This is a genomic window from Ruminococcus sp. D54t1_190329_F1 (genome assembly GCF_015551645.1).
Lineage (GTDB): Bacteria > Bacillota > Clostridia > Lachnospirales > Lachnospiraceae > Blautia_A > Blautia_A faecis.
Genome location: NZ_JADNDC010000025.1, coordinates 1 through 23,213, shown reverse-complemented (window position 1 = coordinate 23,213; position 23,213 = coordinate 1). Strand labels below are relative to the sequence as shown.

The 23,213-nt window shown below is 39.4% G+C and carries 31 protein-coding genes and 1 pseudogene; 5 read left to right on the top strand and 27 right to left on the bottom strand.

The features are described from left to right. Positions 1-18: 18 nt before the first annotated feature. The 12 genes from I2D69_RS12535 to I2D69_RS12480 all read right to left on the bottom strand — a co-directional run bounded on the left by I2D69_RS12535 (position 19) and on the right by I2D69_RS12480 (position 6,701). Entirely contained in the window at positions 19-195 is a 177-nt protein-coding gene (locus tag I2D69_RS12535) for a helix-turn-helix domain-containing protein (RefSeq protein WP_117854488.1), read from the bottom strand. Between the two features lie 156 nt (positions 196-351). Further along, positions 352-732, bottom strand: coding sequence for a DUF4825 domain-containing protein (locus I2D69_RS12530; RefSeq protein ID WP_117854485.1), 381 nt, complete (start codon positions 730-732; stop codon positions 352-354). A 20-nt stretch (positions 733-752) separates the two neighbouring features. Beyond that, the gene (locus I2D69_RS12525; protein ID WP_173719090.1) at positions 753-944 is read right to left on the bottom strand and encodes a DUF6019 family protein; all 192 of its coding nucleotides are present in this window, start codon (positions 942-944) and stop codon (positions 753-755) included. A gap of 63 nt (positions 945-1,007) precedes the next feature. Next, complete coding sequence (locus tag I2D69_RS12520) at positions 1,008-1,394, bottom strand: hypothetical protein (protein WP_227199062.1); 387 nt, start codon at positions 1,392-1,394, stop codon at positions 1,008-1,010. A gap of 44 nt (positions 1,395-1,438) precedes the next feature. After that, on the bottom strand, positions 1,439-1,771 hold the full coding sequence (locus tag I2D69_RS12515; RefSeq protein WP_117854480.1) for a DUF3784 domain-containing protein: 333 nt from the start codon (positions 1,769-1,771) through the stop codon (positions 1,439-1,441). Between the two features lie 76 nt (positions 1,772-1,847). Further along, on the bottom strand, positions 1,848-2,282 hold the full coding sequence (locus I2D69_RS20185) for a transposon-encoded TnpW family protein (protein WP_227199063.1): 435 nt from the start codon (positions 2,280-2,282) through the stop codon (positions 1,848-1,850). A 154-nt stretch (positions 2,283-2,436) separates the two neighbouring features. Next, positions 2,437-3,192 carry a hypothetical protein gene (locus I2D69_RS12505; protein WP_195379980.1) on the bottom strand — a complete coding sequence of 252 codons (756 nt, stop codon included), beginning with the start codon at positions 3,190-3,192 and terminating at the stop codon, positions 2,437-2,439. 151 nt (positions 3,193-3,343) lie between these two features. Next, entirely contained in the window at positions 3,344-3,907 is a 564-nt protein-coding gene (locus I2D69_RS12500; RefSeq protein ID WP_195379979.1) for an RNA polymerase sigma factor, read from the bottom strand. A gap of 37 nt (positions 3,908-3,944) precedes the next feature. Continuing rightward, positions 3,945-4,895, bottom strand: coding sequence for a helix-turn-helix domain-containing protein (locus I2D69_RS12495; RefSeq protein ID WP_173719092.1), 951 nt, complete (start codon positions 4,893-4,895; stop codon positions 3,945-3,947). 385 nt (positions 4,896-5,280) lie between these two features. Continuing rightward, positions 5,281-6,033: a peroxide stress protein YaaA gene (gene yaaA, locus I2D69_RS12490; RefSeq protein ID WP_173719093.1), complete on the bottom strand. Its 753-nt coding sequence runs from the start codon at positions 6,031-6,033 to the stop codon at positions 5,281-5,283. Then, a complete protein-coding gene (gene bcp / locus I2D69_RS12485; protein ID WP_148462672.1) occupies positions 6,033-6,488 on the bottom strand; it encodes a thioredoxin-dependent thiol peroxidase in 456 nt (151 codons plus the stop codon). The genes yaaA and bcp overlap by 1 nt, the downstream gene beginning before the upstream one ends. Positions 6,489-6,491: 3 nt before the next feature. Further along, a complete protein-coding gene (locus tag I2D69_RS12480) occupies positions 6,492-6,701 on the bottom strand; it encodes a DUF6219 family protein (protein ID WP_148462673.1) in 210 nt (69 codons plus the stop codon). Positions 6,702-6,876: 175 nt separating this feature from the next. Between I2D69_RS12480 and I2D69_RS12475 the strand changes: the two genes are divergently transcribed. From I2D69_RS12475 to I2D69_RS12455, 5 genes are all read left to right on the top strand, one after another. Continuing rightward, positions 6,877-7,038: a hypothetical protein gene (locus I2D69_RS12475; protein ID WP_173719094.1), complete on the top strand. Its 162-nt coding sequence runs from the start codon at positions 6,877-6,879 to the stop codon at positions 7,036-7,038. Positions 7,039-7,148: 110 nt separating this feature from the next. Continuing rightward, positions 7,149-7,916: an ABC transporter ATP-binding protein gene (locus I2D69_RS12470; RefSeq protein WP_173719095.1), complete on the top strand. Its 768-nt coding sequence runs from the start codon at positions 7,149-7,151 to the stop codon at positions 7,914-7,916. After that, a complete protein-coding gene (locus I2D69_RS12465) occupies positions 7,906-9,978 on the top strand; it encodes an ABC transporter permease (RefSeq protein WP_195379978.1) in 2,073 nt (690 codons plus the stop codon). The genes I2D69_RS12470 and I2D69_RS12465 overlap by 11 nt, the downstream gene beginning before the upstream one ends. 19 nt (positions 9,979-9,997) lie before the next feature. Continuing rightward, entirely contained in the window at positions 9,998-10,675 is a 678-nt protein-coding gene (locus tag I2D69_RS12460; protein WP_023922618.1) for a response regulator transcription factor, read from the top strand. Next, a complete protein-coding gene (locus I2D69_RS12455) occupies positions 10,672-11,703 on the top strand; it encodes a sensor histidine kinase (RefSeq protein WP_173719097.1) in 1,032 nt (343 codons plus the stop codon). The genes I2D69_RS12460 and I2D69_RS12455 overlap by 4 nt, the downstream gene beginning before the upstream one ends. Positions 11,704-11,822: 119 nt before the next feature. On the opposite strand, the gene I2D69_RS12450 is transcribed toward I2D69_RS12455, so the two are convergent. The 15 genes and pseudogenes from I2D69_RS12450 to I2D69_RS21120 all read right to left on the bottom strand — a co-directional run. Beyond that, positions 11,823-12,263: a hypothetical protein gene (locus I2D69_RS12450; RefSeq protein WP_226815833.1), complete on the bottom strand. Its 441-nt coding sequence runs from the start codon at positions 12,261-12,263 to the stop codon at positions 11,823-11,825. 265 nt (positions 12,264-12,528) lie between these two features. Next, positions 12,529-12,843, bottom strand: a complete 315-nt coding sequence (locus tag I2D69_RS12445; protein ID WP_173719098.1) for a helix-turn-helix transcriptional regulator — start codon at positions 12,841-12,843, stop codon at positions 12,529-12,531. Positions 12,844-13,035: 192 nt separating this feature from the next. Continuing rightward, positions 13,036-13,257, bottom strand: a complete 222-nt coding sequence (locus I2D69_RS12440) for a hypothetical protein (protein ID WP_148462679.1) — start codon at positions 13,255-13,257, stop codon at positions 13,036-13,038. Between the two features lie 33 nt (positions 13,258-13,290). Continuing rightward, positions 13,291-14,085, bottom strand: coding sequence for a sigma-70 family RNA polymerase sigma factor (locus tag I2D69_RS12435; RefSeq protein ID WP_226815834.1), 795 nt, complete (start codon positions 14,083-14,085; stop codon positions 13,291-13,293). Positions 14,086-14,117: 32 nt separating this feature from the next. Beyond that, the gene (locus tag I2D69_RS12430; RefSeq protein WP_173719099.1) at positions 14,118-14,519 is read right to left on the bottom strand and encodes a mannose-1-phosphate guanylyltransferase; all 402 of its coding nucleotides are present in this window, start codon (positions 14,517-14,519) and stop codon (positions 14,118-14,120) included. A gap of 46 nt (positions 14,520-14,565) precedes the next feature. After that, entirely contained in the window at positions 14,566-14,805 is a 240-nt protein-coding gene (locus I2D69_RS12425; protein ID WP_117854469.1) for a hypothetical protein, read from the bottom strand. Positions 14,806-14,951: 146 nt separating this feature from the next. Further along, positions 14,952-15,800 carry a DegV family protein gene (locus tag I2D69_RS12420; protein WP_173719100.1) on the bottom strand — a complete coding sequence of 283 codons (849 nt, stop codon included), beginning with the start codon at positions 15,798-15,800 and terminating at the stop codon, positions 14,952-14,954. 569 nt (positions 15,801-16,369) lie between these two features. Next, on the bottom strand, positions 16,370-16,912 hold the full coding sequence (locus tag I2D69_RS12415; RefSeq protein ID WP_243243815.1) for a hypothetical protein: 543 nt from the start codon (positions 16,910-16,912) through the stop codon (positions 16,370-16,372). 155 nt (positions 16,913-17,067) lie between these two features. After that, positions 17,068-18,393, bottom strand: a complete 1,326-nt coding sequence (locus I2D69_RS12410) for a hypothetical protein (RefSeq protein ID WP_195379977.1) — start codon at positions 18,391-18,393, stop codon at positions 17,068-17,070. A gap of 2 nt (positions 18,394-18,395) precedes the next feature. Beyond that, positions 18,396-19,067 (bottom strand): ATP-binding cassette domain-containing protein, encoded by a 672-nt coding sequence (locus I2D69_RS12405; RefSeq protein ID WP_117854462.1) that lies wholly within the window; start codon positions 19,065-19,067, stop codon positions 18,396-18,398. Beyond that, positions 19,045-19,773 (bottom strand): ABC transporter permease, encoded by a 729-nt coding sequence (locus I2D69_RS12400; RefSeq protein ID WP_243243814.1) that lies wholly within the window; start codon positions 19,771-19,773, stop codon positions 19,045-19,047. Before I2D69_RS12400 ends, I2D69_RS12405 begins: the two co-directional genes overlap by 23 nt. Positions 19,774-19,791: 18 nt before the next feature. Then, on the bottom strand, positions 19,792-20,682 hold the full coding sequence (locus I2D69_RS12395) for a hypothetical protein (protein WP_173735712.1): 891 nt from the start codon (positions 20,680-20,682) through the stop codon (positions 19,792-19,794). Between the two features lies 1 nt (position 20,683). Then, positions 20,684-22,198: a DUF6034 family protein gene (locus tag I2D69_RS12390; protein ID WP_195379976.1), complete on the bottom strand. Its 1,515-nt coding sequence runs from the start codon at positions 22,196-22,198 to the stop codon at positions 20,684-20,686. Between the two features lie 99 nt (positions 22,199-22,297). Further along, positions 22,298-23,005 (bottom strand): HAMP domain-containing sensor histidine kinase, encoded by a 708-nt coding sequence (locus I2D69_RS12385; RefSeq protein WP_279311200.1) that lies wholly within the window; start codon positions 23,003-23,005, stop codon positions 22,298-22,300. Then, positions 23,000-23,092 (bottom strand): annotated as a pseudogene (locus tag I2D69_RS21120) (hypothetical protein); the annotation flags it as partial. The gene I2D69_RS12385 and the pseudogene I2D69_RS21120, both read right to left, overlap by 6 nt. Positions 23,093-23,213: the final 121 nt, after the last annotated feature.

Sequence of the window (23,213 nt, the reverse complement as noted above, 5' to 3'; positions counted from 1 at the left end):
CAGAAACCTCACAAGAAACTATTTCTTGTTTCCTTTGTATCTCTTATCGAGTGGTTTTTGTGCTTCTCTTGGTATCAGCCAAACACCGGCCATTTTCACAGCGCCGGGGACACGCTCACCAGCACAATAATAATTTACCCTACGAGGTGCCACGCCCCACTTTTCGGCGGTCTCTTTCAATGTCATATAGTCCATTTCGCACCTCCAGTAATAAAATGTCAATAGTTTTTTAATCACTTTTTTCAAAAAGGCAAAAAAAATAGAACGTATAGATTATTTCCATACGCTCTATCTCACATTTCATATTAAATTTTTTGAATTCTACAAACCTGAAGTTGAAGAGCAATAGCTCTACCGTTCATACGATGCAATGATTTCTTTGCTGTCTGCAATTCTATAATCAAGTGTTTCCAAATTACCAATCAAGTCAAATGTCATATCTGCATTAACCTGCAATTCATCTTCAATCCTGGATGCAGACGGTTCATCTTTTAGAAAAACGGTTAATCCATAAGGCTCTGTTTCAGACTGTATCTCTATACTGTCATATGAGTATCCCTCCGGATACTCTTGCCCACTTACAATATTTATAACGTTCGAAGAATCTCCTACATAATCTGTCTTATACTGCGACAGGTCAGGAATTTCGTACAATTTTTCTTTTTTTCCGCACGCCGAAATCAACATTATTGATACCGTAACTAACATAATTGCAAGTACTTTTTTCTTCATAAAACATCTCCTGAAAACTTTTATTTATCTTCTGACTCAAATCCGAGTTCTTTCAGTTCTTTTTCGTTTCTGACATCTTCATCCGTTTTCTTTCCAGTGATGGCACTGTAGGCTTCTTTGATTCCATTTTTCACTGCCCATTTGATAACGAAATACAGCGCAATCAAAATAACAATTGCAGTTCCTCCGCTTATGCCTAATTCATTCCACATAATCATTAACTCCTCCGATTTCGTGACTTTCAATTTATTTTCAATTTTGCAGGCTGGAATCTATCATTGAATAAAACACATCCATACTCCAACTACTATGAGCAATATACCTGATATTCTTCCTGCAAATTTTGACTTTTGATATCCTAGAAAATATATTGTTTCGGGAGTTGTAAATGGCAATAAAACAACATCTATACCCATTACTATAATTCCAATTCCTATTATGAAGACATTATTGTTAGAAATAATGCCATAAAACATAACTAAGAATCCCAAAATAATGCCTAATATAAAATACTTAATTTTATGGTTGTCTTTATCCACCATCTTTTCATAACAATTTTCACAATTACTATTACAAAATTCAAAATTGTCATTTAGTTTTTTGCCACAATATTTGCATTTTTTCATACTATTTTCTCGGTAATCCCCCCAAAATTTATTCATATATTCTCGATTTTTTCTGTTTTTTACATACAAGCTGGAAATTGTTACTTTCTACATAGCGTGTTTCCTAAAATGATAATTACCACGACATCAACCAAAATAATTCCCAATGCAATATATACAAAAAATGCAGGTAAAATATTTTCAAACAAGCCCATAGTTAATGCAAGAATTGCTATAATAGACATTCCAATTCCCATTGTTCTGCATAACTTCTTTTCATCATATTTTTCCTTTTCTTCTTTTGAAGCTGTATTATATCCAGAAATGAACCAGCTTCCGTGTCCAGAAAGTAAAATAATAGAAAGTACGGCAAATATCACAAAGACAATCCACACTATCCAATCAGAACCTGTTGCTAAATCTGATAATTTCATTTACAGACTCCTCCTTAAATTCTGTTTTGTTACTTATAGGATATCATATTTTTTCTTCAATTACATCCACCTAATTTTAATACATTGCCATTCGGCTTACTTCTGTAACCAGCATCCGGTTAATCTTCTCCTGCATTGTTTCCTTTGAATCTTCATTAAAATGATAACGGACAACATAGACCGTCTGACCGATTTTCTTTGTAAATGTGTTCCCCTCTGTTTTTGTATTCATCAAAAGAATCTCTTCCCGGTAGACCAGAGCTGCCTGTTTCCAGGGAAGTGAATCCGGGAACCTGTTCTTATATTTGATTCCATATAAAAGACTTCCAAGGCAGCAGATAACCGTGAGGATCACACAGGTGATTCCTGTAAATGGAGTGATCTTCAGACAAGCCAGCAGCCATTGCGCATATCCGCATACCGCAACCGCCAGTACCTTGGAAAACATCCAGCCATTATCATCAAATCCTCGAAACATCCTGGATGTTACCGGCATAAATACCAGTCCCAACAGAAACAGCATCTCCCACTAGGTTAAAAATGTAAAGAAATCAGAACCCAGGAGCCAGTAAGCAGTGCCTGCCAATAAAACAACCGGGGCAATCTTTATCAAATAAATTCGTTTCGCATTCAAGCCAGTATCCTTCCTTTTCCTGTTTTTATTATTACTGAGTTAGAATATCATTTTTTTCAAGCGTTCCTGTAAATATGGAATATGCTCCCGTTATCTTGCAGCTGCCGGAAATTTTCCCTTCATATTCAACCGCTACAAGATCTCCTGTCTTGATCTCCCCACTTTCACTCCATCTTTTTACCCTTATGTCATCTGTATATACCTTATATTCTTTTCCGGCTTTGGGGTTCCTACATAAAGCTGTATTATCAACTATCATATATCCATTTCCAATTTCCGTGACAGTTCCGGATATGGTTGGCGCACTGCTGCTGGATTTTGTTTCCGTGGAATGCTTTTGTACGTAACGGATGATTTGTCCTGCTGCTTCTTTTCCAATGAAATAGCTGTATTCATAGTCTAAAATATTGGTTGCGAAATAGCCGTCTTCAGAAATGTAGATCACCCGGTTATAAACACCCAGCGTTTCCGAGGTTGCAGTGAAAGCGAGATAAATACGGTTCTCTCTTTCAAAGAAATCACTTGTATTATCAAGTTTTGCATCACTGCGGCCCGCAAGGATCTGCCAGATCTCATCATCATTATCCAGCAAAAGTTCCTCTTTTTCCTCATAATTTTCACATTTTGTCACGTAGTTTAACTCTATATTTTGAGAAAGACCATACAGTTCCAGCAACTTCCCTAAAGTATCTGGAGCAGTGCTTTCATCAGCTGCATAAACATAAAATCCGTCTTCATTCCCTGCAGCAATCATCAGTTCTTCTGATATTCCATGAATCTTCCGCACCTCAAATGTTTCCGTATATTTTTTTTCGGTATCAGGATCAAGGCCTTCTGCTATACAGGAGCCAATCTCATCCCCTAGTGCATCTGTGTGGATTGGATTCTGGCTTTTTACGGTAAACTGTTTTCCATTAAACTTAATAGCAGGATATTTTTTAAAAATATTTTAGAAGAAACACTCTCCGGACCACTTCTTTTTGTTTATTAAGAAAAATACTGATTGATTTTCCAATCTCTTCGTCATTCCTGCTCGGAGCATACCTTTCATCTGGCAGTATATCTGCAAGTTCATCCAATGCCATAACCATATCAGCGGATCGTTTTTTAGCTTTTTGTTTTCTAAATTTATCTATGGAAATACTTCTGACAATTTTGGAAATATAAGCCTTAAAGTTATCCGGCCTTGTAGGTGGAATTTTGTTCCACACTCCTAAATATGTGTCATTCACACACTCTTCCGAATCCTGGAGGTTATTTAGGATATTATAGGCAATTTTATGACAAAGTTTTCCATATTTTATATCTGTTTCCTTAATTGCCTGCTCGTTTCTTTCAAAATAGAGTTCTATGATTTTTTTATCGTCTATGATATTCCCCTCCTCAAAAATGTTCTCAATTATAAAGTCGGCTTTTTTTGATGGGCGTCTCAAAAAATTTATATTTTTTTGAATTATAGCATAGAAAAAAGAGAACAGCTTTAGCCATTCTCTTTTTGTCATCTGAATCCAAATTTTTTTTATCAAGAATACCAATTTTCTACTGCTTTTCTTGATTTCGAATCTCCTTAATCAGCTCTACTGCATTTTCTGCATCATCAGTTTTTACGAATATATCCATTCCATATATTCCAAAGCCAGGTGCCCCATGCATCGCAACATTCGCACTTGCCTCCTGTGAAAAAGCCATTATTCCATTTTGTCTTAACATTTCCATGAGTTGTTCCGTTTCTATTATATTTTGTGCATTGTAAATCTTGATATATTCCATCTTAGATAATGGTGAAATTTCTTTTATATTTTGAGTATTTGTTGGATTTTGTTTCTTTTTCCGATTGATAAATGTCAGAATTCTAAGAATAATAAATGCGACAATAGTAATACCGATCCAAAATTCAAAAGCTAATCGTGTTATCTGTGTTTCTGTAGCTCCCATTCTTAACAAGCATACGCCATAGAGGAAAGCAAAAATTCCTGAACATAATACGCTGGTAAGAAAATCCCTCCATACAGTAGTATTTTGGGGCAAACATTTATCCCATATTCCATTGTATATCATAATAGTTGCATACAGGATTCCTCCGGCTAAAACACTTACTGTCTCTCCTAAAATAAAACGAATATTTATTGTCAATAACATTTGAATAATAATTGCCATTACACCAATCACAAACATTGATGCAAAGGCAAGATTTCCAGCCTGTAGTGCTTTTCGTTTTGTCCATTCTTCATACATTGCAACTTTGTCCAAAGTTTCTCTCATCTCTTTATTCATAGCCTGGCTCCTTTCTCCATCCAGGAGCTCTCTCATTTCAACATCGTAATATTCAGCAAGCTCAACAAGTATGCTAAGATCTGGCATATTTGTTCCTGTTTCCCATCTGGAAACTGTTCTTGCAGACACTCTGAATTTCTCAGCAAGCTGCTCTTGTGTCAGATTCTTTTCCTTACGACATTGCTTTAAAAAAGCTCCGATCTTTTTTGTGTCCATGTCTCTACCTCTCTTCCACTTACAGTTTACCAATATGTAACAAAATTACCACGACATAAAATGAGAATCCACGAATTTTCAACCAGACATTGTATGTCTACGATATTCAAAGTTACTTTCAACATCAAAAGTTGCTTTATGGTCATTCAAAATTATCAATCCTTCTTTTCAGCTTTAGGTTTATGATAGGCCATTTATATAAATTATCGTATTTTTTACTCTCCGGTCCAGCATTTTTTTCTGCAAACTGGAGGTATATCAGCCTTTCTTGTGAGTAGCAAAGTATTCTTTCAAAACAATCAGTGCTTCCTCTCTCAAAATGCCTGATTACAGTTTTATTATTCTGCTATGATTTTATGTAGTTTTATTAGTATGCAATACCACACTACAGTGCAGACAACCGTTCAAAAATATATTCCTTCTCTGATGACAAGTCTTCTCTAAACCTATAGCCCAGTCTGTTAAATTCTTGTATATCAGCTGGATTTTCAATCCCTCTTTCTGCCATAAATCTGACCATTTCGCCGCGGGCCATTTTTGCATAAGTACCTTTTGTTACCAGCTTTTCTCCGGATAATTCACAAAATGTAATCGTTATATACGTATCTTTTGGTGACAGATATTTTTCTATGCATTTCGAATATTCTTTTGATGCCAGATTAATAATGATCCGGCTGTCATCAATAACGGACTGATATAGCAGATCTCCCCAATAGTCATATAAATTTCGGGTATTTCCTATTGTAACCTTTGCCTGCATTTCCAGGCGATATGGTTTCACACCGTCCAGTGGCTTTAAGTTTCCATAAAATGCGGATAAAATTCTCAGATGCTTTTGGATATACTCAAACTGTCCGTCTTCAAACACTGCTGGTGCCATATACTGGAATGCAATTCCTTCATAAGACAAAATAGCTGGAGTAAGCATGTGATAAAGATCCATATTTTCTAATCTGTCAAAGTTCTGCCTGGCAATCTTGTCATTACATTTCCAGATTGCTTTCAGTTCCTCTTTTTCCAGGCTCTTCATCCAACTCAGTATCTTCGTTGTCTTATCAAGAAAATCCGGCATTCCTACGGGTGCTATGCTGTCCGTATCCGTAACCATCTTTTTTGCCGGTGATAATATAATCTTCATCACGCCAATTCCTTCAGCATATTTTCAGGATCATCTGCTGCTTTCACTTTATCATTTGCCTTTATGATAATTCCATGCTCATCAATCAGATAGGTCGTCCTTACTACTCCCATAGAGACTTTTCCATAATTCTTCTTTTCTTTCCAAACGTCATATGCCTCAATCACTTTGCGCTCCGGATCTGCCAATAAGGTAAATGCCAGTCCGTATTTTTCTTCAAATCTCTTATGAGAAGCTACTGAATCCTTACTAACACCAAGGATAACAGCTCCTTTTTCTGTAAACTGAGGATACCGATCTGAAAAGCCACATGCCTGTTTCGTACAGCCAGCTGTATTATCTTTCGGGTAAAAATATAAAATTACTTTCTTTCCGGCATAATCACTTAATTTATGCATGTTTCCGTTCTGATCCGGCAGTTCAAAATCAGGGGCTTTTGTTCCTGTTTCCAACATTTTTTAATCCTCCGTTTCTGTAGCTTCCGCTTTCTTTCTTGTTTTTTTACTGCCAGAAATCATTTTGTGTCCTGTATAGATAGACATTATCATACAAAGCAGAGAGCTTAGTGCAAAATATTTGTGACTTGATTTTAAGCCTTTATATCCTGTATAAACAGTTCCAATCATGGTAATAAATGCTCCTAACGACCAATATTTGTGTGCTTTCATGTGATTCCTCCATTTTTCAGTGTATTCAATTGTAATTATACTCTACCGCATTCCTATGTCAATTTTATAATAGATCCTTCCTATAAAATTTTTCAGAATATCTGATATGATACCCTCAAGTAGGGCATAAAAATATAAAAACCTACTTGAGGGTATCATATCAGAACTGGCGGTTATGTTTGAGGGAAGCACCGCCAGCGGTACAGAGCAGGCTTACCGGAAAGCGATGGATAAGCTGACAGAGCTTCTGATTGCCGAGGATGCCATCCATGCAGGCCGGCATATTTTTTCATTGCCATCCGATGTTCTTACAAAACATATACTTCTCCCCCCTTGATGCGTCATTCTTGTTCTGAAAACAGGAACAGAATTCTTACAGCGACTGTAAGTGTTATATATTGTGTTTCTGTGCTATCATTTACTTAAAAATGGATAGGAGGTATTCATATGAACCCAATTTTGAATATTGAAAATCTTACCAAAGTCTATGGGACTTTGCCAAACCAGACGAGAGCCCTGAACGGAATCACTTTTCAGGTCATGCCGGGAGAGTTTCTCGGTATTATGGGAAGCAGCGGTTCCGGTAAATCCACGCTTCTCAACTGTATTGCAACTGTGATTCAGCCCACAGGCGGACGCATTCAGGTGGATGGGGATACTTTGCAATCGCTCAAGGGAAAGACTCTTGCAGAGTACCGTAGCAAAAAAGTTGGTTATCTATTTCAGAACTTTGAATTGCTGGACAACCTGACTGGCAGAGAAAACATCCTGCTTCCGACTTCCTTGCATGGGGTATCCGAAGCAGAAAGCAGCCAGAGGCTGAAGCAGTTGACTAACTATCTGGAAATCACTGATGTTCTGGATAAGTTTCCGTCCAAGATGTCCGGCGGTCAACGTCAGCGTGTTGCGGCAGCAAGGGCTCTGATCTTGCATCCTCAAATGATTCTTGCCGATGAGCCGACGGGTGCGCTGGATTCTAAGAACGCAAGAAGTCTTATGGAGAAGCTGTCCGACCTGAATCATTACGAACAAGCTACGATCCTGATGGTAACCCATGATTCCAATGCCGCCAGCTTCTGTAAGCGCATCCTGTTCATCCAGGATGGCGTGATCTTTCATGAGCTACGACGTGGAGACGAATCCCAGCAGGAGTTCTACGGGCGCATCCTAAAAGTGATGGCGCAAATGGGAGGGGGCGGCGCAAATGTTCTCTAATCTCATTCTTCGGAACAGCCGTCGCAGCCGAAAGGAAAACGGTCTGTTTTTCAGCTCCCTGGTGATTTCTATTGTTGCCTTTTACATGATTCTTTCCATCTCTACTCAGGATGTTATGATCTTTTTGCAGAAGATGGAGAGCGATGCCGTGAACAGGCTCTTGCTTCTGATTCCTGTGTTTTACGGAATGACCTTGGGTATTCTTTTCTTTTTGATCTATTTTGCCTGCAAGTATCAGTTCGAGCGCAGACGGCATGAGTTTGGTGTTTATCTAATGTTGGGGATGCGTAGAAATAAACTGTTTGGTATGCTTCTGGCGGAAGATTGCCTGACTAGTATTCTTGCCATGCTCATAGGTTTACCTGTGGCTGTGGTGCTTTCAGAAATTGTCAGTCTTGTCATCGCCAAGCTAGTAGGCATGGGAATCATCGGTCATCAGTTTTCTTTATCTTGGTCTGCGATTGAATGGACGTTGGCAGGATTTCTGGCAATTAAGCTGACGGCACTTCTGATTTTGAGTGGACGGATCAGCCGCCAGGAGATCGGTACTTTGCTATCCCAGCCAGCGAACCGTCCCAAAAAGCAAATGCCTTCTATTTTCTATGGGCTGGCTGCTGTATGTGCAAGTGTGATGTTGGCAACGGCTTATTACATGGCAATTCAAGGAATTGCATGGACAAAGGTAAGTATGATGGGACTGACTTTACTGTTAGGTTCGGCTGGTACGATGTTGCTGTTCTACGGAATGCGGGCACTGATTGCTCTGATTGTTAAAAAAGGCAAAGGAAAAAAGCAGCTTCATGTATTTACTTTCCGCCAGATTCAGGAGAATGTCATTCATCAGTCAAGCTCTATGGCTATCAGCTCTCTGCTGATTCTTGCAGCACTGTGTTGCTTTGGTGCAGGCTTAGGAATCGCAGGGACAAACAATCTATCCACCGACCATGTAATTGACTATACCTTTGAAGATTATACCGTTGAAGATTCGGCGCAGGTTCTTTTGAATATACAGAAAACCCTGAACGAAAACGGTTTGGAAAATCAGTTTTCTGAGCTTTTTGAAATGAAGGTTGGGCATATTCGCACCACAGAAGATTACGAGAATGCCTACAGCATGGATGCTGTTATGGAATCTCTTCGGAGCCTGCCCCAGTCGGAAGATCGGGATGTCCTTTTGAACACTCTTGGTTATGCCACAGATCCGTATCTAATTTGTCTGTCAGACTATAATCGTTTACTGGAATTGTCCGGCAAACCTGTCATTAAATTAAGTGAGAATGAAGCCGCTGTTTATATAGGTTCCGACTTCACTACTGTAAATCGCACCGCAATGCTGAACGGCATACTTACTGAACATCCTGAAACGGAACTGGTTGGCAGTCCGATTCATCTTACAGGAGAGGTTCAGTCTGTGAATTTGGTCGCGGACCGTTCTATTACTTTGTCCTTTGCATTGATTCTTCCAGATGAAGCCTTCCTCTATCATACCCAAGGAATGTATGATACGTATGTGAATGCGGTACTCAGTAAGCAGGCTATGGAAGGAAATAGCCTTATGACTGCATATTTAAATTTGAGCGAGAAGCTGAACGAAACTGGCCTTGAATATGAAAGCTATCTTCAGAATATGGGCCGCCAGCTTTTCTACACCGTAGCATCCATCTATATTACCCTCTATCTGGCGATTGTGTTCCTGGTGGTTGCCAACACCATTGTGGGTGTTCAGTTCCTGATGAGCCAGCAGAAAACCGGGCGTAGATACCAGACCCTGATCCGCTTGGGAGCCACTTACGAAAGCCTTTGCCAGTCCGCCAGAAAGCAGATTTCGTGGTTTATGGGACTTCCTGTATTGGTTGCAGCTGTCAGCAGTCTGTTTGGAGTCAGAGCGTTGTTTACAGGGATACTCTCGTCACGAACCCGTGGGACAGTGTCTGAAATGCTACCTGTATCTGCTGCTATGATTTTGCTACTTTGTGTGATAGAATGTGTTTATATGAGTGTGGTCAAGCGCTCCAGTGATCGGTATTTGCTGACACTGATGCAGCCACAGAGAGAAGAATAATTTGGAAGGAGGTGCTGTCGTGAAAAGAATTGCTGTTGTGGAAGATGAAGTCTATATGCGGGAAGAGCTCTGCAATATGCTCCAAAAGGACGGGTATCTTGTGGAGGCAATCACCGAGTTTGAAGATGCCGCTCGGCTCTTGGCAGCCCTCCGTCCTGACCTTGTGATCTTAGACCTGAATTTGCCGGAAATCAGTGGCTTTCAAATCTGCCAGGAGCTAAAGAATAAAACCGCTATCCCCGTCCTGGTGCTGACTTCCAGAGACCAGGTAAAGGATGAACTGCAAGCGTTCCAGTTGGGTGCAGATGAATATTTGACGAAGCCGTGCAGAAAAGACCGGCTTCTTGCCAGGGTATCCAATATTCTCAAAAGGTATGAAGGCCGTACCAACCTCATAGAGGGATTGGATTTCCTGTTGGACCAGCAGACTTACACACTTTATATTCATAACACCTCTGTGGTGCTTCCCAAAAATCAGGGAAAACTGTTGGTTGCTCTTTTGGCCAGTGGTGATGCTCTGGTCACGACGGAGCAGCTTTGCTTAGCACTATGGGGAACCACAGAATACATAGACGAAAATGCCTTGCAGGTTAACCTGACCCGGTTGAAAAAGACGATGTCCGGTCTGGAGATGAAGCAACGAATCGTTGCGGTTCGTGGGATGGGCTATCGTTTGGAAGCGGAGGTATCTCCATGAAGCAGTTTTGGCGCATAATAGAACGGTACTACCCTTGGCTGCTGTTGCTGCTGGGTGTGGATTGCTTTTGTTCTATCATTCTTTGGATTTCTGACATTCAGGCATTTCAGACCTTGATTGGGTTAGTGGTTCTGACAAGCATCCTTCTGTTTTCAGCGATCCTGTTTGTGCTAAACAAGCGGGAGACCACCCGCCGAGAGCTGTTCCGGGATTTCCTCAGTGATCCTACCATCTGCAACAGGGAACGGCTGCTCAGTGCCATCAGCCGGGAAGAAGGAGAATCTATCCAGCTTCTGGCATCCGTTTTACAGGAACACAAAACTGAGAGTAACAGTATGGCAGATGCCCTACAGGACTATGAAGAATATGTGGAGGGCTGGGCACATGAAGCGAAAACGCCCCTATCGCTGTTGACTATGCTCCTGGATAATCGGAGCGACGAAATATCTCCTCCCCTGCAAGCAAAGCTGGATTATGTCCGCAGTCAGCTTCAGGAGGATGTCACTCAAATGTTATACTATGCCCGGTTAAAGAGCAGTACAAAGGATTATCAGTTTGAGGATATCAATTTGAATGACTGCTTGGGGGAAGTTCTGGAGGACTATGCCCCACTTCTGGAAGAAAAGCAGTTTGTAATTCTCAATAAACTGCAATCTGAAACAGTCTATACAGACCGTAGAGGGCTTCAGTTTATGTTGGGACAGATCGTGAGCAATGCCATAAAATATAGCAGCGATAGTCCCATGCTAACGATCTCTATGATACATTCGGAGACCGCAGATGTCCTTTCAGTTGAGGATAACGGCATCGGTGTAAAAAAATATGATCTGCCGTATATTTTTCAGAAGGGCTTTACCGGGGATTTTACTGACAGCAGAAAGAAAGCCACCGGTATAGGGCTTTACCTGGTTAAGAAGATGGCTGACGATCTAAACCTTCGTCTGGAAGCTGCTTCCCAATGGGGAAAGGGCTTTAAGATAGTCATCTTCTTTCCAAAATTGAGATTTAATGGAAAATCATATAAATAGAAAAACGCCCGCAGATTTTCTCCTGCGGGCAGCGTGGTGTCAGCTATCCAAAGGCTTGTATTGTTATTCTTTAATCTTTCTTTAAAAAATATGATAAAAGGTTTGCCCACAGGAAATTCTTACTCAATCTCTTCTCCATCTATATATAGTTGAAATTTATCAGGATTATTGACAACGTCATAGTCCTTTCCGTATTCTATAGGCCTATATTCGGCTGTCATTACCGACTCTCCTTCTTCAATATCCTCTTTCCATAAATAAATGTACATATCAAGGCTCGTCGCATATCCATGGTCTGTTGAGAATTTTGTCGAATGAAAAGAATCATCCTTGTACATCTGCAATAGTTCTCTTGCAAACGCTTCTCTATCTTCAATATTTTCCCGGTTAGCGACCACAGTTATATTTTCATCACGATTTATGGAAAATGTTCCAACTACATCCGGTTCACCTTTCTTATGACCGGATTCAGATTTCATATAAATACTTTTTGCCGCAATTATCAAGATCACTGCTCCTGAGATCACTGCAATGATACTTCTCTTCATATTTCCATTCATTCCCTTCTAACTGTCCTACTGCATAATCTGTTACTTCTTTCAATACCGATTTGTCTCTTTTAAGTGTTACTTTCTTTCGTTCTTTCTGCACAGACAGATTAACATCTTCAAATCCTGCATTTTGCCTATATCTATTTTTAAGAATTATATATAGTTCTTTAGAACTATAATATCATGGTTTTGATTGCGAAAAAAGACATGTTTTACAAATGAATCCATAAAAAAAAGAAGAGCTTTATGCCCTTCAATTTTGCAGTTAATTCTATTAGCCTACAAAAGCTCTGACTGCATTTAAAATTCTTTTCTGTTCGTTCTTTGGTAATTTTTCTATCATTTCAGACAATTCATTGGTAACACCTGTGACAGAATGTGTCACGACATCAATCAGCAGTGCATCTGCCGATATATCAAGTGCATTGGCTATCGCTACAAAGGTATCAAATTTTGTTACTTTTAGTCCTCTCTCTATCACACTGACATGTGTTGTACTTAAATTTACCAGCGCTGCCAGTTCTTCCTGTGTAAGATTTTTTGCCTCTCTTGCAGCCTTGATTCGCTGACCAACCGCTTTTAAATCCATCGTAACACCTCCTTCAGAACGATAATTCGCTCTAAAATTAGTATACTGATGGATAATCAAAAGATACAGAATCTACAGAAGATGTGCTAGTTCTTTAGAACAAGTATTGATATTTTATATATCTTAACTTCCGGTTTTTTACGACTCTTTTTCTTGACCTCTTTATCTATTGTACTCTGATTTGTCATATGATTACCTCCGATAGCAGTCGTCTCCCCTTGTGATGATACCGTGTGCTTTTGCAGATGTGCGATACTCGTCTGTGGTGCTTAGCGGGACAAACTTTTCTTCGGTCAAATATTCAAGGGAGATTTCCCGTTTCCACCTTGCCACCAGCATACGGGCAGCGTCAAAGGACGCATGACGAATAACAATCCGGCAATAGGTATCATGCACTAAAATATCCGAATCCATATAGAAAGCACATATTGAACAACACTGCCAAAATCAGAGCTGACAGTATAAATGCCACTTTTCCTTTCCCCTTTGTATACCAGCAGATAAAAGCCAATAATGGAGAAACAGATGTAAATCCAAACCAAACCACCGCATAGCTTCTTGGAAAAAATCCTGCAATATAGTTTGAATACAAATAGTAACTTGCAACCATACCAACAAAGAATGCAAAAACATTAATGCTTTGCGTTCAGTAAAACCACATCTCTCTGCAATAGCTATGTTAGATTCAAAATAAAAATATTTTAGAAGAAACACTCTCCGGATCTCTTCTTTTTGTTTGTAAAGAAAAATACTGATCGATTTTCCAATCTCTTCATCATTCCTGCCCGGAGCATACCTTTCATCCGGCAGTACATCTGCAAGTTCATCCAATGCCATAACCATATTGGCTGATCGTTTTTGGGCTTTTAGTTTTCTAAATTTATCGATGGAAATATTTCTGACGATTGTGGAAATATAAGATTTAAAATTGCCTGGCCTTGCAGGTGGGATTCTGTTCCATACTCCTAAATAGGTGTCATTTACACACTCTTCCGAATCCTGGCGGTTATTCAGGACATTATAGGCAATTTTGTGACAGAGCTTTCCATATTCTATATCTGTTTTCTTAATTGCCTGTTGATTCCTTTCAAAGTAGAGTTCTATTATTTTTTTATCGTCTATGATGTTCACCTCCTCAAAAATGTTCTCAATTATAAAGTCGGCTTTTTTTGACGGACGTCTCAAAAAAATTATATTTTTTTGAGTCATAGCATAACAAAAAGAGAACAGCTCATTAGACATTCCCTTTTGTCAGCTGAAGTGTTCCCTTATGGTTATTCAAAATTATCAGTACTTGTAATCTTCTGGTTCAATACTCTATTTACTCTTTCAATGGGGAAGCTATCTTCCATATCAGTCACTTCAAACAAATTTAGCGGTAGCTCCCTTTCTCCAATCAGAGACAGATATTCATTAACAGCTCTGCGGTCGATCATGATTTTTCCATGTCCATCCCAATGACGATTACTCTCTTTCTTCTTCAACCCGGAAATCCAATATTCGTCGCCATTCTCAATATCTATATAATTGGAATAATTGCCATTATATTTTTGAAAGGCATGGTTATTAAAATAGATTGTTTTCTTACTCTTTGAAGTTTTCACATATCCGATCCATGCCGGACCATCATCTGAATATCCCGTTTTAAGTTCAATGTACATTAAATCATGAATCATTTTTAACATCTCCACCTAAAGGAACAGTTTTAGCCATTCTCATTTTTTAATGCTGCTTAATAAGCTCCCGGATTCCACAGATAAACGATAAAACAATTACTATAATGTAACAACTCCGGTTTACAACCGTATTCTCAGCCCAGTTGCTTACTGCGATCACAGTCCATAAAGCTCCCTGTACAACCATCAGCATTCCATTTGTTTTTGGATTACTTTTATTAGCAACCAGTAAGAAAATGTAAACGGCTAAAATAATGAGTGATATAATGATTGTTAATGTTGGCATAGGCTTGTTCTCCTTTGCTGTCCTGTTTTTTATTATTTCTGAGTCAGAATACCATTTTCTTCCAGTGCTTCTGTAAATACGAAATATATTCGTGTTACTGCGGGTTTATAGTAATGAAGCATATAGCAGATATCGCAATGCATTCTTTATTTTGCAATATACAAAACACCTAGCGTACCAGGTCCGCAATGACTTGATACAACACCGCCAGCCCTGGTTTCCAGTATCTCATCAAAAATGTCAAGTTCTTTCAGATAAGCCCTCACTTTTTCTACAGTTTCCTGTTCACAGCCAGAATGTGTTATAAATACGCGTTCAGGTCTCGCTTTTTTTAAATCTTTTTCCATATCTTTTACATAGTTCATGACAACAGAAGCAATTTTTCCACGGTATTTCTTAGATGCATTCATTGCACCATCCTCCACTACAATCCTGGGATGCAGTTTTAAAACACCTCCGGCCATAACCGCTACTGCATTGCAGCGTCCGCCACGGTATAAATAAGTAAGGGTATCTACCACAAAGCTTGCTCTCACATTTGGTTTTAACTTCTCTATCTCAGAAACAATCTGGGAAGCTGTCCGGTTATTCTTTGCCATAATTGCAGCTTCTACTACAAGAAGGCCGATACCGGTAGAAAGGTTTGCAGAATCGATTACTTTTATTCGGTCAGAAGCCCCCAGTTCTTCAGCAGCAAGGCGCATCACATTTCCAGAAGTGGACATACCTGCTGAAATAGAAAAGCAGACAATTTCCCTTCCAGCCTCTGCATAGGGGCGAAAAAGCTCCATGGCATCTGCCAGGGCAGGTGCAGAAGTTTTAGGTGTTGTCTTGTTTGCATCAGACCAGGCATAGATCTGATCCGGAGTAATGTTTTTTCCATCTTCATATTCTTTATCACCCAGAAGAATATGAAGCGGAAGAATGTCAATCTCATATTTTCGCAATAATTCCTGTGAAAGGTCGCAGGTACTGTCTGAAATAATTTTTACCATATATTCACACCCTTTTCCCGAACAAAGTCTGGGATATCTTCGGCTAAGGCAGGATAAAAGTTTCACTCTTACGCATAAATCCCGCCAGCTATTTCACTACTAATCAATATATTGTACCAAAAAACAATCGCAATTTCTACTCATTTACTATAAATTACATTCTTTCCCAAAACGGAAACCTGCCCAGACCTTTTTATTGGTGTTGATCTTGCTATAATTCATAAATGAAGTATAGCATGAAAAAGTGGTTTTTTGTATTGGATTTCCATCATATAAAAAACTGCTAAATTGTATCTAAAAGATCACAATCTAACAGTTTTCCATTATATGGTACAATTTACAAAAATACCAATTTATTATGATTAATACGTTGGAAGAAGGCCTCCATTGCCTGTCATGCAGACAATGGAACAAGCCTTAGGGGAATAAAATACTTTTATTTACAAGAATAAAGTATATACTTTTCTTTTAAATAAGTACATGGATAAAATTACATAAAACATGCACAAAATACAATAGTTAGTCAAATGAATACCATAGATTGATACAATTAATTTTCCAAAAATACCTTATTCAAATATTTTTTTTGCCTTCTCCAGATTCATTTTTCCATTCACTTTCAAATAAATTTTTGTAATTTTAAGCGGCTCACCTATCTCACTGCAAAGCTCCTGCGCCTGTGATAAAGGAATATAGATATCTTCATTTTCCGTTACGGCAGTTACTTTACATGGAAGATAAACAGTTTGCTGTTCATTTTCTTCGTGTCCAGTTAAGGATACCGGATAATCTGCCGCGCCAGAAAGCTCTTTTGTATTTTCAGAAAGTGCATAAGAAATGGTTAGATTTTCTCCCATTTGCAGGAATTTTTCCTGTTGTTTTTTTGAAATGGAATGATTATTTGAGTCTTTCATGTTTTGCAATGCTTTACTTCCAAGCAACAACACCGGTGTATTTCCTAAATCATTCTGCTCTGGATTTTCTCCAAACGCATTCAGATTTATTCCTAAAAAGGTGGCTGTTTCCGTATAATCTTCAATCTTGATGGTTACTGGTATTTCCACAACGGGCCATATCTCTTTTATCCCTTCTATTTTTTTTGCCTTTTTCAAAAAATCATCATCATAAGTAAGGTCTCCAAGGGAAACCAGTGCTGAGTATTGTTTTTTCCCGTCTTGCATTCCTGAAAAAAGCTTTATAGAGAAAAATAATGCCAATATCAGAAGAAAACCTACAAAACAGGTAAAACTGTCTATTCTATTCTTTTTCAATGGGCATCCACCTTTCTGGTTTCTTCCAGAAGTATGTTTTTCTTATGAAGCTTGCCCAAGAGAAGTAGAATCACAGAAACAAGCAGTACTGCAATAACTGCAATAACGGAATACCACCAGCTGTTTGTTTCTTCCTGGTCATCCTCTATTTTTAAAGACTGGATTTTAGCTTCTTTGATCTCAGACTCAAACTCTGTACTTTCCTCATAGGAATTGCCGGCTGCATCCTCATAAGTAAGAATCAGTTTTCCGGTAATCCTGCCAGGAAAAGAACCGTCATCTTTTTCTGATTTTCCTTTTACATACACACGGAGACTTCCCTGTACTGCGGTTCCAGCTTCTAATGTTCCTAAAAAAGCGGACTCTTTTGGGTTCAATCCATCTGCTTCCAGCCGGACACTTGCATTATATATCTTATCCCTTCCAAGATTCATTGCTTTCACCGGAATTTCTACCGTATCCATGGTATATAAAACGGAAGGAATATCAGAAGCTTCCAGTTTTGCACGCGCCGGCTGAGTGATCTGAAAGGACAGCGTTTCTGTACCTGTCGCTCCCGTCGCTTTTGAATCTTCGTAATCCAGAGAAAAAGAAACTGTTGCCTGACCTGGAGTACAGTCCTCTGCTATAGTGACCTTTTGCTTCAGGGTAATTGCTTCTCCTGGAGTCAGTCTCTGAACATAAAAAGAGTTTCTCTCAAATTCAATTCCCTTTGTATCCGCAGAAATAGAAATCTTTAGACCAAATACATTCTGGCTACGGCTTTTATTCCGGAATGTCAGTGACATTTCTGTGACAGAGCCTGCTTTTAGATTTTGTCCGGAAAGATTGTTATCCTCTAAAAGAACCTGCGGTTTATGTAGTATTTTCTCACCAGACGAGCTGGCAGAAGAACCGCCTCCACTATACTCTCCAGCAGAATAATCCCCACTATCTATAACAGGATCTGTAATCTGTGTTCCATTATCTGTATCAGTATTTCCATTTTCTATTATGACATGGATTGTCTTCTTTTCGTCCTCAGCAGAAGCGTCTCCTGATATAAATCCATCCAGGTCAGAATTTTGATTTTCCGAATCCGTTTTTTCAGGAGTCTGTTCCTCAGTTTCCCGAATCTTCTCATCTGTAGGATTGTTTTTTTCCTCTTCAAAAGGCAATGTACTGTCTGCATCACTATAAGAAGCTGACTGATCTGCTTCCAGAACAGACTCTCCCACAAAAGCAGCTTCCATATTCCCTGCATCTTCTGCAAAAACAGATGTCGGCAGAAGCATCATGAAACTTAATATTGCGAATGTGGTTTTCACAAATTTTTTTCCCATTTTCAGGCTGTCCTTTCTCTTAAAACTCCGCCATCCATCTCATATACGTGATCACATAAAATCCGGATATCCTCATCATTATGGCTTGCCAATAAAATGGTTTTTCCAGCTGCCTTTAAATCAAGCAAAAGTTCCCTGATCTCTGCCACGCCGTGTTTATCCAGACCGTTAAATGGTTCATCCAGAATCAGGAAGCGAGGATCTTCCATAATGGCCTGTGCAATTCCAAGGCGTTGCCGCATTCCAAGAGAGTACTTTCCAACCGGCTTTTTCATATCCGGATCCAGTCCTACTTTTTTTAGGATCAGGCGGATATCTGCCTTTGAAATCATTCTTTTCATATCTGCCAGTATTTCCAGGTTCTTTACACCTGTATACTGGGTAAGAAAGCCAGGCGTCTCAATGATGACACCAAGGCTTTCTGGAAAATCTACATCACGACCGATTTCTTTTCCGAAAACACGGATGGTGCCTGTGGTAACAGGAAGGAATCCGCAGATACATTTCATAAGTACTGTTTTGCCAGAGCCATTATTTCCTACAACGCCGTAAACCTGTCCCACCTTTAAGGTAAGATTTACTTCTTTTAATACCAGATCTTCCCCGAACCTTTTGGTTACGTGTTCTATTTTCACACAGGTATTTTGAAATTCAGATTTCTTCCACTTTTCCATTTAAAACACCTCCAAAAATTCCCATTAACACCAATAAAAATAATAGCAGAAATAACCACAGTCCCGCTTTATCCGTTCCCCAGTTTCCATCTGCCAGAATCCATTCCACTGGGTAAAACCAGATCTGGTCTTTGAAATAGCGTTCATGAAGTATAATTCCAAAATAATAGCTGACAAAAGGAATCCCATATGCCATATAAGCTGAATTCCATAAGGTACCACAGATTCCACCAAAAGTGCTTAGAATACTTCCGGTCAGTCCCATCCTAAGAGCTTTCATAAGCAGCTCCAGAAACTGTTCCTTTGGGAAACTGCCTTTTGCTTCCATAGGATAAAATATAACAAAATTAACAAGAAGTATGGTGCTTATAGCAAATATCCAGACTAAAAATCCAGATGTCATAACAGAAAAGACTTTTCCTTCCACATATAGCCTGCGGTTTGTCCTGGGAAATGCAGCTTTTAAAAATCCACTTTTATACTCCTGTAAAAAAGAATCACTCCACGGCAGTACCGCAGCTACAGGGATGGCAAAAGATACCATCTGACTTTTCAATGAACCATCCAGCAGGCTGATAAAAGTTCCACATGTTAATGCTTTTTTCAAACTTGGATAAGTCTGACCTGCTGCGATAGAAAAGCAGGCAATCAGCCATGCCGCCAGGAAACTCCTGCCAAGAAGCATACGTTTTGTTTCTACCCGCATAGATATTTCCCCTTCTGATTATGTTTTTTCTCCCAGAAATTCAAAGGGATATTTTTTCATCCTGCGAAGTGCCAGAACCATAAGAACAAATAAAATACCTGCGAAGAACATACAGGACTGCCAGATGGTCGGAAGTAATGGATCATAGCCAAAGTTATGTTTTCCATATACAGCCTGGTTCAAAGGACTGATCCAGCAGATCAGTACATTCACCTGATACATTTCATATTTTTCCTTATGCAAAATTGCGGCTACCACACTGGGTTCCAGTAAAAATCCAAATACACTATAAAGTAGTCCAAACACCATGCCTTTTGTTTTTCCTTTATAAAGATTTCCAACAAGGATCACAAAACCAAGTGTCAGGGAATAGCAGAATAACAGGAGAAAAACCTGCAGCATACAGCCATACGGAGAGATACTCTCCATGACTCTTACTGTAGAGGGGACCTGCAAGTTTTTCCCCAGTTCAGAATATCCGAGCATGGCAGCAGTCTCGCTCCACAGGTTGCCCGGATAACTGTCCTTCATACACAGTACAGATGTAAATAGCAGCATCAATACTGTATAAAGAGCAGTCACAAGAATAATATAAATAAACTGTCCCAAAAGCCATTTTTTCTTTGTTGTTCGAATTAACTGATATGGAGTAACTGGTGTCATCTTTGGCAGGTCTGAGAACAGCAGAAGCAACAGAAGAGAACTGAGCAGTACTGCTGTTCCATCCCCAAAGGTCCAAAGAAATGGCTCTACGGCCTGTACCGGTGTATCATAGTTTTCCATAACAACCATGATTCTTCCAGTGAGAAGAAAGCTAAGTACAAATTCCAGAAGGAAGGTAAAAATGACTTTTGGATTTCGAAAATAACCAAAGAAATTGTAATGTACAATTCCAAGTACCTGCTTCATATCAGTAGCCCAGATCCCTGTCTATAATACTGCCATCCACGGCGTTAATGGTAAGGAAGCTCCAGCTTGGATAGTCTGTGATGTCCGAGTAACTATTCCCATCATAGTCACCTTCCACTTTTCTGCTTCCAAAGAAATCCCAAACGGGAACCAGAAGACCTGTATGCGGATCTGTGGATGGTTCATAAATTCTGGCATAGCCCAGAACAATCCGGTCAATGTCATAAACTCTTGATTTTTCATATTCCATATTATCTGCATTGGTCACTACCATCATTTTTTCATATGCTTTCATAATCTCAGAAAATGGGAGAAGGTTTAAATTTTCTGTTTTTGTCTCTCCTATGGTATAAGGGTTTGAATAAGACATGCTTTCAATTCCATCTTTATCGACAAAGAAATAAAGACTTTCATAAGACCAGGTTTCCATAGTGCTGTCCATATCTTCCCAAGCACCGCCATCTGCCATTGTCTGAGTAATCGGAACACCGTTTATAGTACGTGTGTAATAAATCGCATATCCGCTTCCAAGATTACTTAAACGATTATCCTCTTCAAGACTATTGCACAATGCATAACTCCAGTCTGAAAACTGCAGATCTGTAATCCCCATTTTATCTACTTTTTCCTGTACAATTTTTTTGGCTTCATCTAATGAAATCCCAATGGACTCCTCAGTAGGTTTTTCTCCTTCACTGGAAGAAGTATACTCATACCAGGTCGTGTCCACAGGCAGCTTTTCCCCGCCAGATTTTGCCGTTTTTCGGATTTTGACAGATAAGGTATCGGATCCATAGGAAGATGTCTTGTAAAAATATTCCGTTCCATCCGGCATCTGTGCAACACCGGAGAAATCATTTTCAGCAGTACCATTTTCTGTCTCCTGGGAGCCTGCAACAGGTCTTCCTTCTACCAGCGTCTTCGTTTCCGGAGCAGCTTCATATTCCTGCTCATACATCTCAATTTCTCCATAAATGTCATAAATATAATTTCCATCTTCATCTGTTCCATAGTTATAGGGATCCAGATTTCCGTTTGCTACATCTTCTTTTAGTTCATCCAACGTTTTTTTGATTTCATCCTTTGTCTGGGTATAATAGCTATCCGATGTATACAGCTTTGCCTCTGAGAAAAAGGCATCTGTAATACGGTCAAGAAGATCCTGTGTAACTTCTGCAGGCGTAACAGAAATTGCGGATATCTTTTCTACATCCGGTATTTCTACGGTGGCATCCGTGTTCACTACAAGTTTTGCACTGTCATCTGTAGTCTGACTTTTATAAGTTTCCGGAGCATTGAGCAGGTCTCGAATAGTTGTTCTTACCGCTGTGTTCTTATCCTTTGTATTTTCAGAAGAATCCTCCTTCACCATATCTACGCCTTCAGCTTCTGTATAAGCATCTTCTGCCTTGCTTCCTTTTGGTTTTACAAGGGAAGATTCCGGGGTCTGGGCACATCCTGTGAGCATTCCTATACAAAGTGTTAATCCTACAATTTTATTTATGTTTTTTCTCATGTTGAATAAATTCTCCTTCCTGTTTATGTCCACAAGTATAGCATCTTTCATTACACCAAATCTTCCGCAAGTTGTAACTGTTCTGTAAATTCCAATTATTTACCATAAAACAGATACGATCGTTCCTTTTCCCAGATGACTTGTAATTTCCAGCTGAAATCCATGTATATCTGCAATTTTCTGGCATAGCGCAAGACCAAGCCCAACACTTCCCTTTGCTCTGGAACGTGATTTATCGACCATATAAAAAGCTTCTGTTACTCTTTTCAGATCCTCCTCTGGAATTCCCTTCCCATAATCCTGAACAGATAAGTGATTTTGGGTTGCCTCCAGTACGATTTTTGAATTCTCATCGGAAGCCTTGACTGCATTATCAATAAAATTTGTCACTGCACTCACCATAAGGTCCGGATCAAATGTTTTTCTAAGCTCCTCTGGATTACAATGTATTTCAAGACAAATTTTTTTCTCCTGAAGCCTGTAAGTAACAAGCTTTTTTACATCTTCCAGAAATTGATTCATCTGAACTTCCACTGGAACAAATTCTGCTTCACCTGTTTCATATAATCCGGTAAGTTCCAGCATTTTCACTGAAAGCCTGGAAAGCCTTCGGCATTCATTTCTAATATAATCAAGCGCTATCTCCTGCCTCTTGGGAGAAAGGCGTACCGTTAGAAGTGTATCTGCATATCCTATGATTGCAGTCATCGGTGTCTTTAATTCATGGGCCAAACTTCCAAGCAGCTGTCTCTGTGCCTGGTTTACGGAAGAAAGCTTTTCAATCTGCTCCCTTACTTTACCTGTCATAAGATTAAAGCTTTTCCCAACCTGTGCCAGTTCCGTCTTTCCCTCTGATGGCACTTTTATCTCATAATTTCCATTTGCCACAGAAACAGCCGCTTCTTTTTGATATGCCCCTTGTCAAGTAGACAGGTGAGATATCTAAAGGTAAGCGACAAAAATACCTACATTTCATTTTGGAGTGTAGGTATTTTTATGCACACCATTTCTCTTT

What these genes read in the sequence shown, in the direction of transcription:
- I2D69_RS12480 (WP_148462673.1), bottom strand. Translation starts at nt 6,701, where the DNA reads ATGAAAGCACACAAATATTGGTCGTTAGGAGCATTTATTACCATGATT.
- I2D69_RS12450 (WP_226815833.1), bottom strand. Translation starts at nt 12,263, where the DNA reads ATGAATGGAAATATGAAGAGAAGTATCATTGCAGTGATCTCAGGAGCA.
- yaaA (WP_173719093.1), bottom strand. Translation starts at nt 6,033, where the DNA reads ATGAAGATTATATTATCACCGGCAAAAAAGATGGTTACGGATACGGAC.
- I2D69_RS12410 (WP_195379977.1), bottom strand. Translation starts at nt 18,393, where the DNA reads ATGGGAAAAAAATTTGTGAAAACCACATTCGCAATATTAAGTTTCATG.
- I2D69_RS12430 (WP_173719099.1), bottom strand. Translation starts at nt 14,519, where the DNA reads ATGATTCATGATTTAATGTACATTGAACTTAAAACGGGATATTCAGAT.
- I2D69_RS12525 (WP_173719090.1), bottom strand. Translation starts at nt 944, where the DNA reads ATGTGGAATGAATTAGGCATAAGCGGAGGAACTGCAATTGTTATTTTG.
- I2D69_RS12395 (WP_173735712.1), bottom strand. Translation starts at nt 20,682, where the DNA reads ATGAAGCAGGTACTTGGAATTGTACATTACAATTTCTTTGGTTATTTT.
- I2D69_RS12385 (WP_279311200.1), bottom strand. Translation starts at nt 23,005, where the DNA reads ATGACAGGTAAAGTAAGGGAGCAGATTGAAAAGCTTTCTTCCGTAAAC.
- I2D69_RS12475 (WP_173719094.1), top strand. Translation starts at nt 6,877, where the DNA reads ATGTTTGAGGGAAGCACCGCCAGCGGTACAGAGCAGGCTTACCGGAAA.
- I2D69_RS12500 (WP_195379979.1), bottom strand. Translation starts at nt 3,907, where the DNA reads ATGACAAAAAGAGAATGGCTAAAGCTGTTCTCTTTTTTCTATGCTATA.
- I2D69_RS12400 (WP_243243814.1), bottom strand. Translation starts at nt 19,773, where the DNA reads ATGCGGGTAGAAACAAAACGTATGCTTCTTGGCAGGAGTTTCCTGGCG.
- I2D69_RS12470 (WP_173719095.1), top strand. Translation starts at nt 7,149, where the DNA reads ATGAACCCAATTTTGAATATTGAAAATCTTACCAAAGTCTATGGGACT.
- I2D69_RS12495 (WP_173719092.1), bottom strand. Translation starts at nt 4,895, where the DNA reads ATGGACACAAAAAAGATCGGAGCTTTTTTAAAGCAATGTCGTAAGGAA.
- I2D69_RS12465 (WP_195379978.1), top strand. Translation starts at nt 7,906, where the DNA reads ATGTTCTCTAATCTCATTCTTCGGAACAGCCGTCGCAGCCGAAAGGAA.
- bcp (WP_148462672.1), bottom strand. Translation starts at nt 6,488, where the DNA reads ATGTTGGAAACAGGAACAAAAGCCCCTGATTTTGAACTGCCGGATCAG.
- I2D69_RS12520 (WP_227199062.1), bottom strand. Translation starts at nt 1,394, where the DNA reads ATGAATAAATTTTGGGGGGATTACCGAGAAAATAGTATGAAAAAATGC.
- I2D69_RS12420 (WP_173719100.1), bottom strand. Translation starts at nt 15,800, where the DNA reads ATGGTAAAAATTATTTCAGACAGTACCTGCGACCTTTCACAGGAATTA.
- I2D69_RS12445 (WP_173719098.1), bottom strand. Translation starts at nt 12,843, where the DNA reads ATGGATTTAAAAGCGGTTGGTCAGCGAATCAAGGCTGCAAGAGAGGCA.
- I2D69_RS12405 (WP_117854462.1), bottom strand. Translation starts at nt 19,067, where the DNA reads ATGGAAAAGTGGAAGAAATCTGAATTTCAAAATACCTGTGTGAAAATA.
- I2D69_RS12425 (WP_117854469.1), bottom strand. Translation starts at nt 14,805, where the DNA reads ATGCCAACATTAACAATCATTATATCACTCATTATTTTAGCCGTTTAC.
- I2D69_RS12530 (WP_117854485.1), bottom strand. Translation starts at nt 732, where the DNA reads ATGAAGAAAAAAGTACTTGCAATTATGTTAGTTACGGTATCAATAATG.
- I2D69_RS12455 (WP_173719097.1), top strand. Translation starts at nt 10,672, where the DNA reads ATGAAGCAGTTTTGGCGCATAATAGAACGGTACTACCCTTGGCTGCTG.
- I2D69_RS12390 (WP_195379976.1), bottom strand. Translation starts at nt 22,198, where the DNA reads ATGAGAAAAAACATAAATAAAATTGTAGGATTAACACTTTGTATAGGA.
- I2D69_RS12435 (WP_226815834.1), bottom strand. Translation starts at nt 14,085, where the DNA reads ATGTCTAATGAGCTGTTCTCTTTTTGTTATGCTATGACTCAAAAAAAT.
- I2D69_RS12535 (WP_117854488.1), bottom strand. Translation starts at nt 195, where the DNA reads ATGGACTATATGACATTGAAAGAGACCGCCGAAAAGTGGGGCGTGGCA.
- I2D69_RS12515 (WP_117854480.1), bottom strand. Translation starts at nt 1,771, where the DNA reads ATGAAATTATCAGATTTAGCAACAGGTTCTGATTGGATAGTGTGGATT.
- I2D69_RS12440 (WP_148462679.1), bottom strand. Translation starts at nt 13,257, where the DNA reads ATGGATTCGGATATTTTAGTGCATGATACCTATTGCCGGATTGTTATT.